This is a genomic window from Ancylobacter amanitiformis (assembly GCF_030814815.1).
Classification (GTDB): Bacteria; Pseudomonadota; Alphaproteobacteria; order Rhizobiales; family Xanthobacteraceae; genus Ancylobacter; species Ancylobacter amanitiformis.
The window spans coordinates 38,252-52,770 of the sequence record NZ_JAUSVR010000016.1; the positions used below are offsets into that span (position 1 = coordinate 38,252).

The window sequence follows — 14,519 nt, forward strand, 5'->3', positions numbered from 1 at the left end:
TGCAGGCGATAAGTCAGCACTGATGCCGCTTATGGCAAAAAACTGGACAATTTTGCTTACCAGAGATCGGCTTCATCAAAATGTGGCATGCCAATACTACATCGACACTGCGGCACGCATAAAATATATTCATTATAATTCATGCCGTGAGCACCTGCCGTGAGCACCTGCCGCGGGAGACCCATGGCCAAGGCGGGCGACCCGCGACGATCGCAGGCATTTTCCGGCGCGCGAATTCTGCTAAGGCGGAGAGTGGAATTCTCCCCGGTGGCGAGGCGCGTCCTGTGACCATCTACCTGCCGATCGCGGAACTGCCGGTGAATGTCTTCACCCTTCTCGCCATGGGCGTGGCGGTGGGGTTCATATCGGGCATGTTCGGTGTCGGCGGCGGCTTCCTGATGACGCCGCTGCTCATCTTCCTGGGCGTGTCGCCCGCGGTGGCGGTGGCGAGCGTGAGCACCCACATGGCCGCCTCGTCCTTCTCCGGCGCGCTCACCTACTGGCGCCGCGGGCAGGTCGACCTGCAACTGGGGGCCGTGCTGCTGGCGGGAGGGCTCGCCGGCACGCTGGCGGGTGTCATCACCTTCAAGATCCTGCGCAGCTTCGGCCAGCTCGATCTGGTCATCGCCGTCGCCTATATCGTGCTGCTCGGCACGATCGGCTCGCTGATGGTGGTGGAGGGGCTCGGGGCGGTCATCCGCCGGCGGCGCGGCGTGAAGGCGCCGGTGGCGCGGCCCGGCGCGCATCCCTTGTTCCTGCGCCTGCCATTCAAGATGCGCTTCCGGCAATCGCACATTTATGTCTCGGTCATCCCGGTGGTCACGATCAGCTTCGCGATCGGCTTCCTCGGCGCGCTGATGGGCATTGGCGGCGGCTTCATCCTCGTGCCGGCGCTGATCTACCTGCTGCGCGTGCCCACCGTGACCTCGGTGGGCACGTCGCTGCTGCTGACGCTCTTCACCATGTTCGCGGCCATCATCATGCATGCCGTGCTGAACCAGACGGTGGATGCCGTGCTGGGCCTCGTTCTGATGATCGGCGGCACGGTCGGCGCGCAGTTTGGCGCGCGGGCGGGCCAGACGCTGAAGGCGGAGAACCTGCGGCTGCTGCTGGGGCTGCTGGTGCTGGCGGTCGGCCTGCGTGTCGCGTGGGACCAGATCGCGCGGCCCGCCGACCTCTATTCCGTCATCATCGACGAGCGGACGCCATGAGCGCCGCCCGTCGCGCCCGCGCCCGGTGGGACGCCCTGCGGCTCCTGCTGCTCGCCGCCGCGCTCGCGGCGTTTCCCGGCGTTGCCCGCGCGGACGGGCTGGTGCTGTCGCTGTCGAAAGCGCGCGTCACCATCACCTCCAGCTTCGCCGGCGAGAATATCGTGCTGTTCGGCGTCATCGAACCCGGCGCAGGCGCGGCGGCGACCGGCGCCTCCCCCGGCGCCTCCCCGGCCCCTGACGTCGTCGTCACGGTGCGCGGGCCCAACCAGAGCTTTCTCGCCCGTCGCAAGGAGCGCCGGCTCGGCCTGTGGATCAATGTCGACAGCCGCAGCTTCCTCGCCGCTCCCTCCTACCTCGCCGTACTGAGCAACCGCGACCCCGCGCTGATGAGCGATGCCGACACGCTCCGGCAGGAACAGGCCGGCTTCGCCAATAACCGGCTGCTGCAGCGCATCGGGTCGGACTATGCCGACGTGGTGGCGCAGGACCCGTTCCGGCAGGCCTTCCTGCGGGTGAAGCAGGCGCAGGGGCTCTATGTCGAGGACCACACGGGAGTGGAGTTCATCGCCCCGCACATCTTCCGCGCGGTGTTCCCCATCCCCGGGCGGGCGCCGATCGGCACCTATGACGTCGTGGTCAAGGTCTTCGCCGACCGCACCCTGACGCAGCAGGCCGCGCTGCGGCTCGATGTCGCCAAGGTCGATTTCGAGCAGGCCGTGGCCGGCGCGGCGCAGGACCACCCGTGGCTTTACGGCTTCATCTGCGCCTTCGGGGCGATCGCCGTCGGCTTCTGCGCCAATATCGTGTTCCGCCGCGACTGATCGCCCGCTCTGCCGCTCACATCTTGGGCTCCGGCGCCACCGCGATGCCCGCGCGCTCCAGCACCCGCGCCGCGCGCAGCGCCGCCTCCTCCCTCCACGGCGCGGCGATCAGCTGCACCGCGATGGGCAGCGGGTTGTCGGTGGCGATCGGCGCCGCCACCACCGGCAGGCCGACGAAGGAAATGGGCTGCGTGTAGATGCCGATATTGGGCCGCACCAGCATCTCGCGCCCGTCGAGCACGAAGGTCGCCTGCCCGCTGCGCGGCGCGGGCACCGGCGTGGCGGGCGCGATCAGCACGTCCCAGTCGGCGAACAGTTCCACCGCCCGGTCGCGGAACCAGCGGCGGAAATTCTGCGCGCGGGCGATCCAGGCCGCCGGCAGCACGGCGCCGGCCAGCAGGCGCTCGCGCACGGCCGGGTCGAACTCGCCCGGCCGCTCGCGCAGCCGGTCAAGGTGCAGCGCCGCGCCTTCCGCCATGGTGATGAGATAGGCACTGGCCCGCGCCCGCTCGACCTCCGGCAGTTCCACGATCGTCGTGGCATCGAGCGCCCGCGCCGCGCGGGCCACGGCGTCATAGGCCTGCGGCGTGCCCGCGCGCGCGAACCAGCCGCCCAGCACCGCGACACGCAGATGGCCCGGCTCATCAAGGCCGGGCAGCGTCGGCGCGGTCGGCCTGTCCGCCAGCGCGGCATCGTCCGGATCCGGACCGAGCAGGGCGTCATAGGTGGCGGCGAGATCGGCGACGTGGCGCGCGAACGGGCCGAGATGATCGAGGCTGGCGACGAAGGGAAAGCTGCGGGCGCGCGACAGCCGCCCATAGGTCGGCTTCAGCCCGAAAATGCCGCAGAACGAGGAGGGCACGCGGATCGAGCCATTGGTGTCGGAGCCGAGCGAGAGCGGCACCAGCTTGCCCCCCACCGCCGAGCCCGAGCCGCCGGAGGAGCCGCCCGACATGTGGCCGGTGTCGTGGGGATTGCGCGAATTGCCGTCATGCAGGTTCTCGCCGGTGAAGTCATAGGCATATTCGCCCATGTTCAGGCCGCCCAGGCACACGGCCCCCGCCGCGGTCAACCGCTCCACCAGCGTGGCGTCGCGCGGGGCCGGCGGCCGGTCGCGGTTGATCCGCGAGCCCGCCCGGGTCGGCAGATCCCGAAGGTCGAACAGGTTCTTCACCGCGAAGGGCACGCCCGCCAGCGGGCCGAGCACCGCGCCGGCCGCCCGCCGGGCATCGATCGCTGCGGCCTCCGCCCGTGCCCGCGCGCTCGTGACATCGGTGAAGGCATTCAGCACCGGGTCGACCTGCGCGATGCGCGCCAGCGCCGCCTCGGTGACGGCGCGCGCGCTCACCTGCCCGGCGCTCACCGCGTTCGCCAGCGCGAGGGCGGGACCGGCCAGCAGGCGGGCGGCTTGCGTGTTCTCATTCATGACGGGCTCGCTCACGGCACGTAGACCGGGGCGGGCTCGGCGTCGTCGGGCAGCGCAAAGGAGGTGACGAGCCGGGCCATGGCGATCGCCGTCGCCAGATGCATCACCACGCGCGGTCGCAGTTCCGGCTCCAGCGGCAGCCCCTCGATCGCCAGTCCGGCATCCAGCAGCGCGCCCGCCCCGCTGCCCGCCCCGCCGCCGCCCGCGCCCGTGTCACCCTGCCCGCTCATGCCTTGCCCGCTCATGCCCTGCCCGCTCATGCCCTGCCCCGTCATGCCTTGCCCGTGCCGATCGCGGAACATCGCCCGCCTCACCCGAGGCATACAGAAACCATGCCACGAAAGGCGCCATCACGCGTGCCGAGAGTGGATCGGCAGGGGATGGAGGGGCTGTTGTCCCCGATTGCAGCAGAAGGAGGCATATGCGGCCTTGCCAAGCGGCTGCCGCTTAATTAGGTTCCGCGCCGTTCTGGCACGCAGCTGTAGCTCAGTTGGTTAGAGCGCCGGTCTGTGGAACCGGAGGTCGGTGGTTCGAGCCCACCCAGCTGTACCAGAGAATCACCCCCGACTCTCAATGCGTTGATGGCGGGTGGCGCCCTCGTCGCGGGTGAAGATGGCCTCACCGCCCTTCCAATCCCGGCCTCGTTGAACCATATGACGTCGTCGGCACCGATTCCGGCGCCGCACAACCCGCAGCCGAGCTGCAGACGATTGGATAGGCATTGCACGTACTGGTCAGGGATAACAACGTCGATCAGGCCCTTCGGGTCCTCAAGAAGAAGATGCAGCGCGAAGGCGTCTTCCGCGAGATGAAGGCCCGGCGCTCCTATGAGAAGCCCTCCGAGCGCCGCAACCGCGAGGCCGCCGAGGCGGTTCGTCGCGCGCGCAAGGCGGCTCGCAAGCAGGCCGTTCGCGAAGGGCTGATTGCCGCGCCGAAGAAGAAGGAAATGGTCCGCCGCCCGTCCGCCCCGGGCATGGCCGGCCCCTCCGAAAGCAAGGCGACATAACGCTTGCCGCCGAACTTTCGTTCGGGCATCCTTGATGCATCGATCTTGCATGTTGAACGTTGCCGGCGGCTTTTTGCCGTTTCGAACTTCCGCTCAAATCGATGTCATCACGACCAGCGCAATGAGGCGCGCGGTCAACTATCTATGCTGTCTCTAGGGATTTCGTCATGGCGACGGGTACTGTGAAGTGGTTCAACACCCAGAAGGGTTATGGGTTCATTCAGCCGGATCAGGGCGGGCCGGATGTGTTCGTGCACATCTCCGCGGTCGAGCGGGCGGGCCTCTCCGGCCTGAACGACGGCCAGAAGGTCTCGTATGAGCTCCAGTCGGACCGCCGCACCGGCAAGCAGTCGGCAGCCAACCTGCAGGCTGCGTGAGACGAGCCTCGCGGCCATCCGGTCGCGGATGAACCCGCTGAGATCGTCCGATTCGTTGGAAAGGCCGGGGCAACCCGGCCTTTTTGCTGTCGGGACGCTTCCCACGACGCCCCCTCGCCCGGGACGCCCCCTCGTCCGCACGAAAAAGGCCCGGCACCTGGCCGGGCCTTTTGGCCGAGCCCTATGGCCGGGCCTTGGTCGCATCCGTTCCCGATGTGCCCGGTCAGTGCGCCAGGAACAGCGGCACCGTCATGCGCTCCAGCATGTCGCGCGTCACGCCGCCGAGCACGAATTCGCGCAGGCGCGAATGGCCGTAGCCGCCCATCACGACGATATCGATGTCGCGCGCCGCCACTTCCCGCAGCAGCACGTCGACAATGCCTTCGCCGCTGGCCGGCACCAGGCGGCGGAGTTCCACCGTCTTCTCATGGCGGGCAAGATGGCGGGCAAGGTCGGCGCCCGGCAGCGCATCGGCCTTCTTCGATCGGCCGGTATCCACCACCACGGCTTCGACCAGGTCGGCATGGGCGAGCAGCGGACGGGCCTCGGCCACCGCGCGGGCCGAGGCGCGCCCGCCATCCCACGCCACCAGGATGCGCTTGGCGGAGAACGGCTTCTGCTGGTTCACCGGAATCAGCAGCACCGGGCGGCCGGAATCGAACAGCACCGCCTCGGCAATCACCTCCTCGGCGCCGGGACGGTCCGGATCGGCCTGTCCGACGATGGTGAGGTCATAGAGGCGCGACAGGATGCCGACCTGCTCGGCGGCACCGCCCGGCGTGCCGTCAATCGAGCGGATCTCCGCGTTGACGCCGAGCGAGCGGGTCGCCTCGCCGAAATAGGACACGGCACGCTCCGCCAGTTTCTGGCCCTCGGCGCGCTGTGTCTCAAGGAAATCGGTCGAGAACGCTTCCGTGTAGATGGGCGGAATGTCGATCTCGTAGCTGATCGCCACGCCCGTCAGATGCGCCTTGAGCGCGGCGGCCGCCGAAACGGCGTAGTCGACCGCCGTGTCCGCGCCCTCGCCGATGCGAAGACTTACAAGGATGTCCTTAATCATGGGCGTCTCCACTCCTTTTTCTGTCCAAGGCGCGCCGGATGCCGGGTTGCGCGGGCCGAGATCGGGCTTGGGGTATACACGGCCCGGCTACCGTCGCGCAGACGGTAGCCCCCGACTATAAGTGTTGCACCTGATATAGGATTTTGCCGCATGGCCGTCATCGGGCGAACGCTCGCGATCACGCTGATTCTGCTCGGCCTGTGGGAGGCCACCGTCCGGCTAATGGCGATTCCCGCCTATATCCTGCCCGGCCCGCTGCGAATCGCCGTGACCGCGTGGAACAACGCCGCCATCCTCGCCCACAACGCCGCGATCACGCTGGGCGAGATGCTGCTCGGCCTCGTCTGCGGCTCGGCGCTCGGCATCATATGCGCGCTCGCCATGGCGTCCTCGCCGCTGGCGCGGCGGGCGATGCGGCCGGTGCTGCTGGTGGCGCAGGCGCTGCCGGTCTTCGCCATCGCCCCGCTGCTGGTGATCTGGTTCGGCTTCGGCCTTGCCTCCAAGATCGTGATGGCCAGCCTGATCATCTTCTTTCCCGTCGCCTCCGCCTTCCATGACGGGCTGGCGCGCACCGAGCAGGGGCTCGTCGATCTCGCGCGGCTAGGCGGCGTCGGCACGTTCAAGACGCTGCGCTACATCCGCATCCCCGCCGCGCTGCCCGCCCTGGCCTCGGGGCTGCGCGTGGCCACCGCCGTCGCGCCGATCGGCGCCGTGGTCGGCGAATGGGTCGGTGCCTCGGCCGGGCTGGGCTATCTCATGATCTATTCCAATGCCCGCATGCAGACCGACATGGTGTTCGCCGCGCTCGCCATCCTGCTGGCGGTCGCGCTGACCCTGTTCACCCTGGTGGATCGCGGTCTCACCCGGCTGCTGCCCTGGGCGCCCGAGACGGCCGAAAGCTGAATGGCGGAAAGCTCAAGCGCAACGGCGCCAATGGGCCGCATCCAGGCTTGGAACGAATCAAGAACCTGTTCACAATGCGCGGATGACGCTGACCCTCTCCAATACCGATGCGCGCCGCATCTTCCTCGCCACGCAGGGCCTGAGCCGGCCGCGCGGCGCGCTCACCAAGGCCGGGCTGCTCGACCTCGTCCACGACATCGGCTTCGTGCAGGTGGACAGCATCGCCACCGTCGAGCGCGCCCATCACCACATCCTGTTCGCGCGCAACCCGAGCTATCGGCGCGAGCACCTGACCGCGCTGCTGGAGAGCGACGGCGACCTGTTCGAGCACTGGACGCATGACGCGGCCATCATCCCCAGCGCCTTCTACCCCTACTGGAAGCACCGCTTCGCGCGCTCCCGCGCCCGGCTGGTGGAGCGCTGGCGCAGCTGGCACGAGAACGGTTTCGAGGGCTATATCGAGCACGTCCTGGAGCGGGTGACGCGCGAGGGCCGGCTGATGGCGCGCGACTTCGAAGCCGAGAAACGCCCGCCCGGCGGCTGGTGGAACTGGCACCCGGAAAAGACCGCGCTGGAATATCACTGGCGCACCGGCACTTTCGCCATTGCCGGCCGCGAGGGTTTTCAAAAGGTCTACGACCTCGCCACACGGGTCATACCCGCCCATCGTTTCGCCGGTGAGGTAAGCGAGCAGACCTTCATCGACTGGGCCTGCACAAGCGCGCTGGAACGGCTCGGCTTCGCCACGTCGGGCGAGATTGCCGCCTTCTGGGACCTTGTGACGCCGGAGGAGGCGAAGCGCTGGGTGGAAGCCAATCGCGATCGTCTGGAACCCGTCGCCATCACCCCGGCCGATGACGGCAAGCCGCGCGCCTCGCACGCGCTCGCCGGCAGCGCCGAGCGGTTCGACGCGCTGCCTTCGCCGCCGGCGCGGCTGCGCGTGCTGAGCCCGTTCGACCCGCTGCTGCGCGACCGCAACCGGGCGGAACGGCTGTTCGGCTTCACCTACCGCATCGAGGTGTTCGTGCCGGCGGAAAAGCGGGTCTGGGGCTATTACGTCTTCCCCATTCTGGAGGGCGACCGGCTGATCGGGCGCATCGACATGAAGGCCGACCGCAAGGCCGGCACGCTCGACGTGCGCCGCCTGTGGCTGGAGCCGGGCGTGCGGCCCTCCGCCGGGCGGCTGACCGCGCTCGACGCCGAACTGGCGCGCCTCGGCCGCTTCGCCGGGGTGGAGCGCACGGTCTATCTGGAGGGCTGGCGCGGGGAGTGAAGGACCGGACGTGGAGGACCGGACGTGGAGGACCGGACGTGGAGGACCGGACGTGGAGGACCGGACGTGGAGGACCGGACGTGGAGGACCGGACGTGGAGGACAGCGCCAGGTCCGCCCCTGACGACGAGGCGTTCGCCCGCCTAACCTCTCCCGCCGGGGAGAGGTCGACCGCGCCGGTCGTGTTCGGAGCCGGAGGGCGTAGGAATTGGAGCCCGCCCTACCCCTCACCCCACCCTCTCCGCGTCGGGGAGAGGGAGTCAGCCGTGGCGGTTGCTCTTCGTCGCTCTTCGTTCCAACCCCTCCCGCCCACCCATTTGCCCCGGCATACCGGCTCTGCTAACGTCCGCGTGTCCGAGGGGTGTCCCGCGATCACAGGATCAAGGGGCTGAGATGGCATCCGCCAGACCCTTTGAACCTGATCCGGGTCATGCCGGCGAAGGGACGGAACGACGGCGGGGTCGCACGCGGGCGCCCGCGCCGGTTTCCCCCGAATGCTCATGCGCCGGATCTCCAACTGGGAGGAGATCCAATGTTGACGTCCATCACCCGCGCGCTCGCCGCCTCGGCCGTCGCGCTTACCCTGTCGCTCGCCCCCGCCAGCGCCGCCGACAAGCTGACCGTCCTGTTGGACTGGTATGTCAATCCCGACCACGCCCCGCTGATCGTGGCGCAGGAGAAGGGCTTCTTCAAAGCCCACGATCTCGACGTCGAACTGGTGGCGCCGGCCGATCCATCCGCGCCGCCGCGCCTGGTCGCCGCCGGACAGGCGGATGTCGCGGTCAGCTACCAGCCCAACCTCTATCTCTCGGTGAAGGAAGGCCTGCCGCTGGTGCGCTTCGGCACGCTGGTCTCGACCCCGCTCACCGCGCTGGTCGTGCTGAAGGATGGCCCGATCAAGTCGATCGCCGATCTCAAGGGCAAGACGGTGGGTTATTCCGTGGCCGGGCTGGAGGACGCGCTGCTCGGCACCATGCTCGCGAGCGCCGGGCTGAAGCCGACCGACGTCACCATGATCAACGTCAATTTCGCCCTCTCCCCCGCGCTGGTCGCCGGCAAGGTCGACGCCGTCATCGGCGCCTACCGCAATTTCGAGCTCACCCAGATCAAGCTGGAGGGCAAGGAGGGCCTGGCCTTCTATCCCGAGGAGCATGGCGTGCCGGTCTTCGACGAGCTGATCTATGTCGCGCACAAGGACAAGATCGGCGATCCCCGCCTGAAGCGCTTCCTCGCGGCGGTGGAGGATGCCACGATCTATATTCTCAACCACCCGGACGAGGCGTGGAAGCTGTTCGTCGCCGCCAATCCCAAGCTCGACGACGAACTCAACCGCACCGCCTGGGCCGACACGCTGCGCCGCTTCGCCCATGCGCCGGCCGCGCTGGACAGCGGCCGTTATGAGCGGTTCGGCGAATTCATGAAGACGCACGGGCTGATCGACACGGTGGAGCCGGTGGCGACCTACGCGCCGATGCTGCCGTAAGGCCGATGCTGCCGTAAGGTCTGCCGCGATCGCCCCTTGCCCAGGCGCCCGCCGGGGGCCGATCCGGGATCGCCCGGCTCCCATTCGCACGCCCAAGACGCGGCGGGCGGGGAGCGTTCGCGCGCACATCCCTTTCCGCTCCCGCGCGGCAATGCTAACCGAGACATCGGTTTCGGCGGGCGGCGTGGGAGGAGCGAAACATGGACAAGCGCAGCGGCAACGGGGTCTATCATGTCGTGGCGGCGCTGGTCGGCGCCACGGTCGGCGTTGTCGGCTCCGCGTTCCATGTCGGCGTGGAGCATCTCACCGCCGCCTGGCCCGCCTTTCTGCGCGACGGGCTGCAGCTGACCGGCCTCCCGCTCTATGTGGCGGCGGCGCTGGTCGGCGCGGCAATGACCCTGGTGTCGCTTTGGCTGGTGCGCCGCTTCGCGCCCGAGGCGAGCGGATCGGGCGTGCCGGAGATCGAGGGCGCCATGGAAGGACTGCGGCAGGTGCGCTGGCGCCGCGTGCTGCCGGTCAAGTTCGTCGCCGGACTGCTCTCGCTCTCGTCGGGCATGGTGCTCGGACGCGAGGGACCGACCATCCACATGGGCGCCTCCATCGCCAAGGCGGCCTCCGACCTGATGCGCTGGCCGACCGAGGACATGCGCGGGCTGCTCGCGGCGGGCGGCGCGGCCGGCCTCGCCGCGGCGTTCAACGCCCCGCTCGCCGCCGTGCTGTTCGTGATCGAGGAGACGCGGCGGCAGTTTCCCTACAGCCAGCGCAGCTATATCGGCGTGGTGCTGGCCTCGCTGGCCAGCGCCATCGTCACACAGTTTCTCACCGGCAACGTTCCCTACATGCTCATGAACGTGCCGGACATGCCCTATGGCATGCTGCCGGCCTTCGCGGTGCTGGGCGTCGTGCTGGGCGCGGTGGGCGTCGGGTTCAACGGCACGCTGGTCTGGGCGCTCGATCATGTCCGCAATCTCGGGCTGAGCACCTCGTTCTACATTTTCCCGGCCGTGGTCGGCCTCGTCGTCGGCGTCCTCATGTTCGTCCTGCCCGAGGCGACGCAGGGCGGCGAATTGCTGGCCGTGCACCTCGCCGGGGAGCAGCTTCCGCTCGCCATGCTGGCGGTGATCGTGCTGCTGCGCTTCGTGATGACGATGGCGAGCTATTCCACCGGCGTGGCGGGCGGCATCTTCGCGCCGATCCTCGCGCTCGCCACCACGATCGGCCTCTGCTACGGCACCGCGCTGGGCACGATGCTGCCACTGCCCGACCACGCCCTCCCCGCTCTCGCCATCGCGGCCATGGGCGGCCTGTTCGCGGCCACGATCGGCGCGCCGCTGGTGGGCATGGTGCTGGTGATGGAACTGACCGGCGCCTATTCCATGCTGGTGCCGGTCATGGTCACCACGATCCTCTCCAACATGACCGCTCAGGCGCTCGGCGGACGGCCGATCTACGAGATCCTGCTGGAGCGCACGCTCGCCATCGAGGCGCAGGGCCAGCCGGCGCCCCGGCGGGGACGGTGGCGCCGGCCCGCGCACAAGGACATGAGCGGCATGCCGGCCGCCGAGGACCGGTAGCCCCACCCCGCCGGCTCACGCGGCGGGGGCGATCAACGTGCCGCGGCCGTCCAGCCGTGCCGGCGCGTCGGCCTCCCGGGTGATCTCGATATGCCGGCTGTGCAGCGGCTTCAGCGTCGAGCGATGGCCGATGGAGAGAATGGCGGTAGCCGGCAGACGGGCGCGCAGCGTGGTGTAGAGCGCCGCCTCGCCCGGCTCGTCCACGGCCGATGTCACCTCGTCGAGCAGCAGCACGTCCGGCTTCACCAGCAGCGCGCGAGCGATGGACAGCCGCTGCTGCTCGCCGCCCGACATGATGGCCGGCCAGAGGGCTCGCTCGTCGAGGCGGTCGGTAAAGTCGTGGAGCCCCACCGCCTCCAGAACCTCGCGCAGCGCGGCGTCGTCATGCTCGGCCAGCGGATCGGGATAGGCCAGCGCGCCGCGCAGGCTGCCCACCGGCACATAAGGCCGCTGCGGCAGCACCAGCATGCGTGCTTCCGGCGCCAGCGCCACCGCGCCCGAGCCATAAGGCCAGATGCCGGCAACCGCCCGCAGCAGCGTCGACTTGCCCGAGCCGGACGGGCCGGTGAGCAGCACCGCCTCGCCCCGGCTCACCGAGACGCCGTCCACCATCAGCACGCTGCGCCCGCCCGGCAGGCGGACATCCATCTGGTCGATGGCCAGCATGGCGCCGTCGGTGGCCGGCACGCGGCGATAGGCGCTGACGGCAGCGGCGGCTCGGGCGGCGGCGATATTGTCCTCGAAGCCGATGAGACGGTCGACCACCGATTTCCAGTCCGCCAGCGTCGCGTAGGCATTGATGAAGAAGGAGAACGAGCCCTGCACCTGGCCGAAGGCGGAGGCGGTCTGCATCAATTGGCCCAGCGCGATGGAGCCGCCGAAATAGGCCGGCGCCACCACGATGAGCGGGAACACGTTCGACACCTGGCCATAGCCGGAGGTGAACCAGGTGAGCCGCTTCTGGGCGATCATGATGCCCCAGTAATTATGCACGATGTGCGAGAAACGATCGAGCAGCCGCCCCTGCTCCACGCTCTCGCCGCCGAGCAGCGCGATCTGCTCGCCATTCTCGCGCACGCGCACCAGATCGACGCGGTAATCCGCCTCGAAGCGCTGCTGGTCGTAATTGAGCTTCACCAGCACCCGGCCGATGAGATGGGCGATATAGGTGCCCACCGTGGCATAGGCGAAGGCCGCCCACACGAGATAGCCCGGAATGTTCCACTGGCTGCCGAACAGGGTGAAGTGGAAATCGCCCGACAGGCCCCACAGGATCACCGCGAAGGAGGCCAGCGTCATCACCGCATTTAGCAGGCCGATGAAGATGCTGACGGTCTGGGCGATATAGGAGCGGATATCCTCGGCGATACGCTGGTCGGGATTGTCCGCCATGTCGCCCTTCAGCCGCAGCCGGTAATGGGTCTGGTTGTCCAGCCAGGCGGCAAGATATTTTTCCGTCATCCAGTTTCGCCAGCGGATCTCCAGCCATTGCCGGAGATAGATCTGGTAGACCGCGACGATGATCGCCCCCGCCGCATAGGCGGCGAACAGCCAGAGCTGGTGCGTGAAGGCGGCGTAGTCCTTTTCCTGGATGGCGTTGTAGAAGGCGTTGTTCCACTCGTTGAGCAGCACGGTCGCGTAGACCCAGCCGACTTCCAGCGCGACCACGGCGGCGAGCAGGATGCCGCCCCGCCATTTGTCCTCGCCACGGAAATAGGGAACGGACAGCCGCCAGACATCGGCGAGCAGCGAGAGGATGGCGCGCAGCAAGGGGCTTCTCCGGATCGGGAAGGCAATCGATCCGCGACACTTGCTGATCAATGCCAGCCAGAAGATGGCCGGCTCATTAAACTTTGGAAAGCGAGCTCGCAATGGCTGTGCAGGCCCGTGCCGGGCGATGCGTCCTGCCGGCGCCCGGCGCACGAAAAAGGCGCCGGGGGGAAGCCGGCGCCTTGTCGAATGGGCGGTCCGATCGATCCGCGCGGGATCGCCGGACCCGTCGCCGTCACTGCGCCGGTTTGGCCGCCGAGGGCGCCGTTGCGGCGGTGGTCGGCGCCTTGGTGACGCTGGCGGGCGCGGTTGCCGCGGCGGGCTGGGCGCCCACCGGGGCTTTAGCCGGGCGCCAGGGCTGCTTGCCTTCCTTCACGGTCTGCCAGAAGGCAGCGCGCTCGTCCTTGCTGCGACCGGAGGCGGACGCCGCCGAGACACCGAAAACCGCGATCAGCGTCGCGGCAATAACCATGCGGATCATCGTAAACTCTCCTCAAGCGGTGCGGCGCTGGGGGACGCCGCTCCCTGTTTGTGGGAGTTAGCTGGGAAGGCGGGAGGCCGCTCGCCAGCGACGCCGACGAAAGGCAGCCCTTGCAATAATGCAGGGCTCGCGGGCGGCTCCTGGCATGGCCTTCGCAGAAATGTCGCACACGAGAGACCGGGCCGGCAGCGGCGCGCCCGGCCCTTTCCATGCGTCAGATGAAGCGCTTGCGGATGTTTTGGCTGATCACGTCGAGCACGGAGACGGTCACGATCACCAGGATGAGGATGGCCGCGGCCTGCGAATAGAGGAAGCCGCGCATGGTCTCGTTGAACACCATGCCGATGCCGCCGCCGCCGACAATGCCGAGCACGGTGGCCGAGCGGACATTGGATTCGAAACGGTAGAGCGCATAGGAAATCCACAGCGGCAGCACCTGCGGCAGCACGCCATAGATCACTTCCTGCAGCCAGCTGCCGCCGGTGCCGCGAATGCCCTCGACGGGCGCGGGATCGATCGCCTCGACCGCCTCGGAGAACAGCTTGGCGACCACGCCCGTGGTGTGGACGAACAGCGCCAGCACGCCGGCAAACGGGCCGAGGCCCACCGCGGCGATGAAGATCAGCGCGAAGACGAGTTCGTTGATGGCGCGGCAGCAGTCCATCATCCGGCGCACCGGGAAGGCCACCCATTTCGGCACGACATTGTCGGCGCAGAGGATGCCGAAGGGAATGCCGACGATCACCGCGAGCAGCGTGCCCCAGATGGCGATGGCCAGCGTCTCCAGCATGGCGCTGGAATAGACGTCCCAATCCGTGAAGTCGGGGCGCAGGAAATCGGCGCCCAGCGTCGCCATGTTGCCGGCATCGCGCATCAGCTGCGCCGGGTTCATCTCCGCCTCGTGCCACGCGAAGACCAGCACCACGGCGCCAAGGGCGGCAAGGGCGAGACGAGCGAGGCGGGTCGCGAAGGGGGTCACGGGCGGCGGCGGCATGGTGCTCGTCGCGGCGCGGTGGATGGCGTCGGTTGAGAACATGGTCGCTCCGCTGGTCTTCCGGGCCGCCCGCACGGGGTGCGCAGCGCGGCGGATATCTGTCGAGGATCTGTAGAGACGGATCCGGAGCGGCCTCGCAGC

Annotated in this window: 14 protein-coding genes, 1 tRNA gene and 1 riboswitch; of the genes, 9 read left to right on the forward strand and 6 right to left on the reverse strand. The window is 68.6% G+C overall.

Annotated elements, in window-relative coordinates; translation table 11 throughout:
* The first annotated feature begins 284 nt into the window (after nucleotides 1-284).
* On the forward strand, nucleotides 285-1,211 hold the full coding sequence (locus QOZ99_RS18310; protein ID WP_306891440.1) for a sulfite exporter TauE/SafE family protein: 927 nt from the start codon (nucleotides 285-287) through the stop codon (nucleotides 1,209-1,211).
* Nucleotides 1,208-2,032, forward strand: coding sequence for a TIGR02186 family protein (locus tag QOZ99_RS18315; RefSeq protein WP_306891441.1), 825 nt, complete (start codon nucleotides 1,208-1,210; stop codon nucleotides 2,030-2,032). The genes QOZ99_RS18310 and QOZ99_RS18315 overlap by 4 nt, the downstream gene beginning before the upstream one ends.
* A 16-nt stretch (nucleotides 2,033-2,048) precedes the next feature.
* Here the strand turns inward: QOZ99_RS18315 and QOZ99_RS18320 are convergent, their stop codons facing one another.
* Both QOZ99_RS18320 and QOZ99_RS18325 read right to left on the reverse strand, forming a co-directional pair.
* Nucleotides 2,049-3,458 (reverse strand): AtzE family amidohydrolase, encoded by a 1,410-nt coding sequence (locus tag QOZ99_RS18320; protein ID WP_306891442.1) that lies wholly within the window; start codon nucleotides 3,456-3,458, stop codon nucleotides 2,049-2,051.
* A gap of 11 nt (nucleotides 3,459-3,469) precedes the next feature.
* Nucleotides 3,470-3,760 carry a DUF4089 domain-containing protein gene (locus QOZ99_RS18325; RefSeq protein WP_306891443.1) on the reverse strand — a complete coding sequence of 97 codons (291 nt, stop codon included), beginning with the start codon at nucleotides 3,758-3,760 and terminating at the stop codon, nucleotides 3,470-3,472.
* Nucleotides 3,761-3,933: 173 nt separating this feature from the next.
* On the opposite strand from QOZ99_RS18325, the gene QOZ99_RS18330 reads away from it, so the two are divergent.
* The 3 genes from QOZ99_RS18330 (at nucleotide 3,934) to QOZ99_RS18340 (ending at nucleotide 4,841) form a co-directional block, all read left to right on the forward strand.
* Nucleotides 3,934-4,010 (forward strand) — tRNA-His (locus QOZ99_RS18330).
* Nucleotides 4,011-4,179: 169 nt separating this feature from the next.
* A complete protein-coding gene (gene rpsU, locus QOZ99_RS18335) occupies nucleotides 4,180-4,464 on the forward strand; it encodes a 30S ribosomal protein S21 (protein ID WP_183187939.1) in 285 nt (94 codons plus the stop codon).
* 167 nt (nucleotides 4,465-4,631) lie between these two features.
* Nucleotides 4,632-4,841, forward strand: coding sequence for a cold-shock protein (locus tag QOZ99_RS18340; protein WP_183187938.1), 210 nt, complete (start codon nucleotides 4,632-4,634; stop codon nucleotides 4,839-4,841).
* A gap of 223 nt (nucleotides 4,842-5,064) precedes the next feature.
* Here the strand turns inward: QOZ99_RS18340 and QOZ99_RS18345 are convergent, their stop codons facing one another.
* Nucleotides 5,065-5,901 carry a universal stress protein gene (locus QOZ99_RS18345; protein ID WP_306891444.1) on the reverse strand — a complete coding sequence of 279 codons (837 nt, stop codon included), beginning with the start codon at nucleotides 5,899-5,901 and terminating at the stop codon, nucleotides 5,065-5,067.
* A gap of 150 nt (nucleotides 5,902-6,051) precedes the next feature.
* Between QOZ99_RS18345 and QOZ99_RS18350 the strand changes: the two genes are divergently transcribed.
* The 4 genes from QOZ99_RS18350 to clcA all read left to right on the forward strand — a co-directional run bounded on the left by QOZ99_RS18350 (nucleotide 6,052) and on the right by clcA (nucleotide 11,133).
* Nucleotides 6,052-6,804: an ABC transporter permease gene (locus QOZ99_RS18350; protein ID WP_306891445.1), complete on the forward strand. Its 753-nt coding sequence runs from the start codon at nucleotides 6,052-6,054 to the stop codon at nucleotides 6,802-6,804.
* Between the two features lie 82 nt (nucleotides 6,805-6,886).
* Nucleotides 6,887-8,077, forward strand: coding sequence for a winged helix-turn-helix domain-containing protein (locus QOZ99_RS18355; protein ID WP_306891446.1), 1,191 nt, complete (start codon nucleotides 6,887-6,889; stop codon nucleotides 8,075-8,077).
* A 346-nt stretch (nucleotides 8,078-8,423) separates the two neighbouring features.
* Nucleotides 8,424-8,538, forward strand: a riboswitch (TPP riboswitch).
* Between the two features lie 70 nt (nucleotides 8,539-8,608).
* A complete protein-coding gene (locus QOZ99_RS18360) occupies nucleotides 8,609-9,559 on the forward strand; it encodes an ABC transporter substrate-binding protein (RefSeq protein WP_306891447.1) in 951 nt (316 codons plus the stop codon).
* 200 nt (nucleotides 9,560-9,759) lie between these two features.
* A complete protein-coding gene (gene clcA / locus QOZ99_RS18365) occupies nucleotides 9,760-11,133 on the forward strand; it encodes a H(+)/Cl(-) exchange transporter ClcA (RefSeq protein WP_306891448.1) in 1,374 nt (457 codons plus the stop codon).
* Between the two features lie 15 nt (nucleotides 11,134-11,148).
* Here the strand turns inward: clcA and QOZ99_RS18370 are convergent, their stop codons facing one another.
* From QOZ99_RS18370 to phnE, 3 genes are all read right to left on the reverse strand, one after another.
* Nucleotides 11,149-12,900: an ABC transporter ATP-binding protein/permease gene (locus QOZ99_RS18370; protein ID WP_370876889.1), complete on the reverse strand. Its 1,752-nt coding sequence runs from the start codon at nucleotides 12,898-12,900 to the stop codon at nucleotides 11,149-11,151.
* A 238-nt stretch (nucleotides 12,901-13,138) separates the two neighbouring features.
* On the reverse strand, nucleotides 13,139-13,384 hold the full coding sequence (locus tag QOZ99_RS18375) for a hypothetical protein (protein ID WP_306891450.1): 246 nt from the start codon (nucleotides 13,382-13,384) through the stop codon (nucleotides 13,139-13,141).
* Between the two features lie 214 nt (nucleotides 13,385-13,598).
* Nucleotides 13,599-14,420: a phosphonate ABC transporter, permease protein PhnE gene (gene phnE, locus QOZ99_RS18380; protein WP_306891451.1), complete on the reverse strand. Its 822-nt coding sequence runs from the start codon at nucleotides 14,418-14,420 to the stop codon at nucleotides 13,599-13,601.
* Nucleotides 14,421-14,519: the final 99 nt, after the last annotated feature.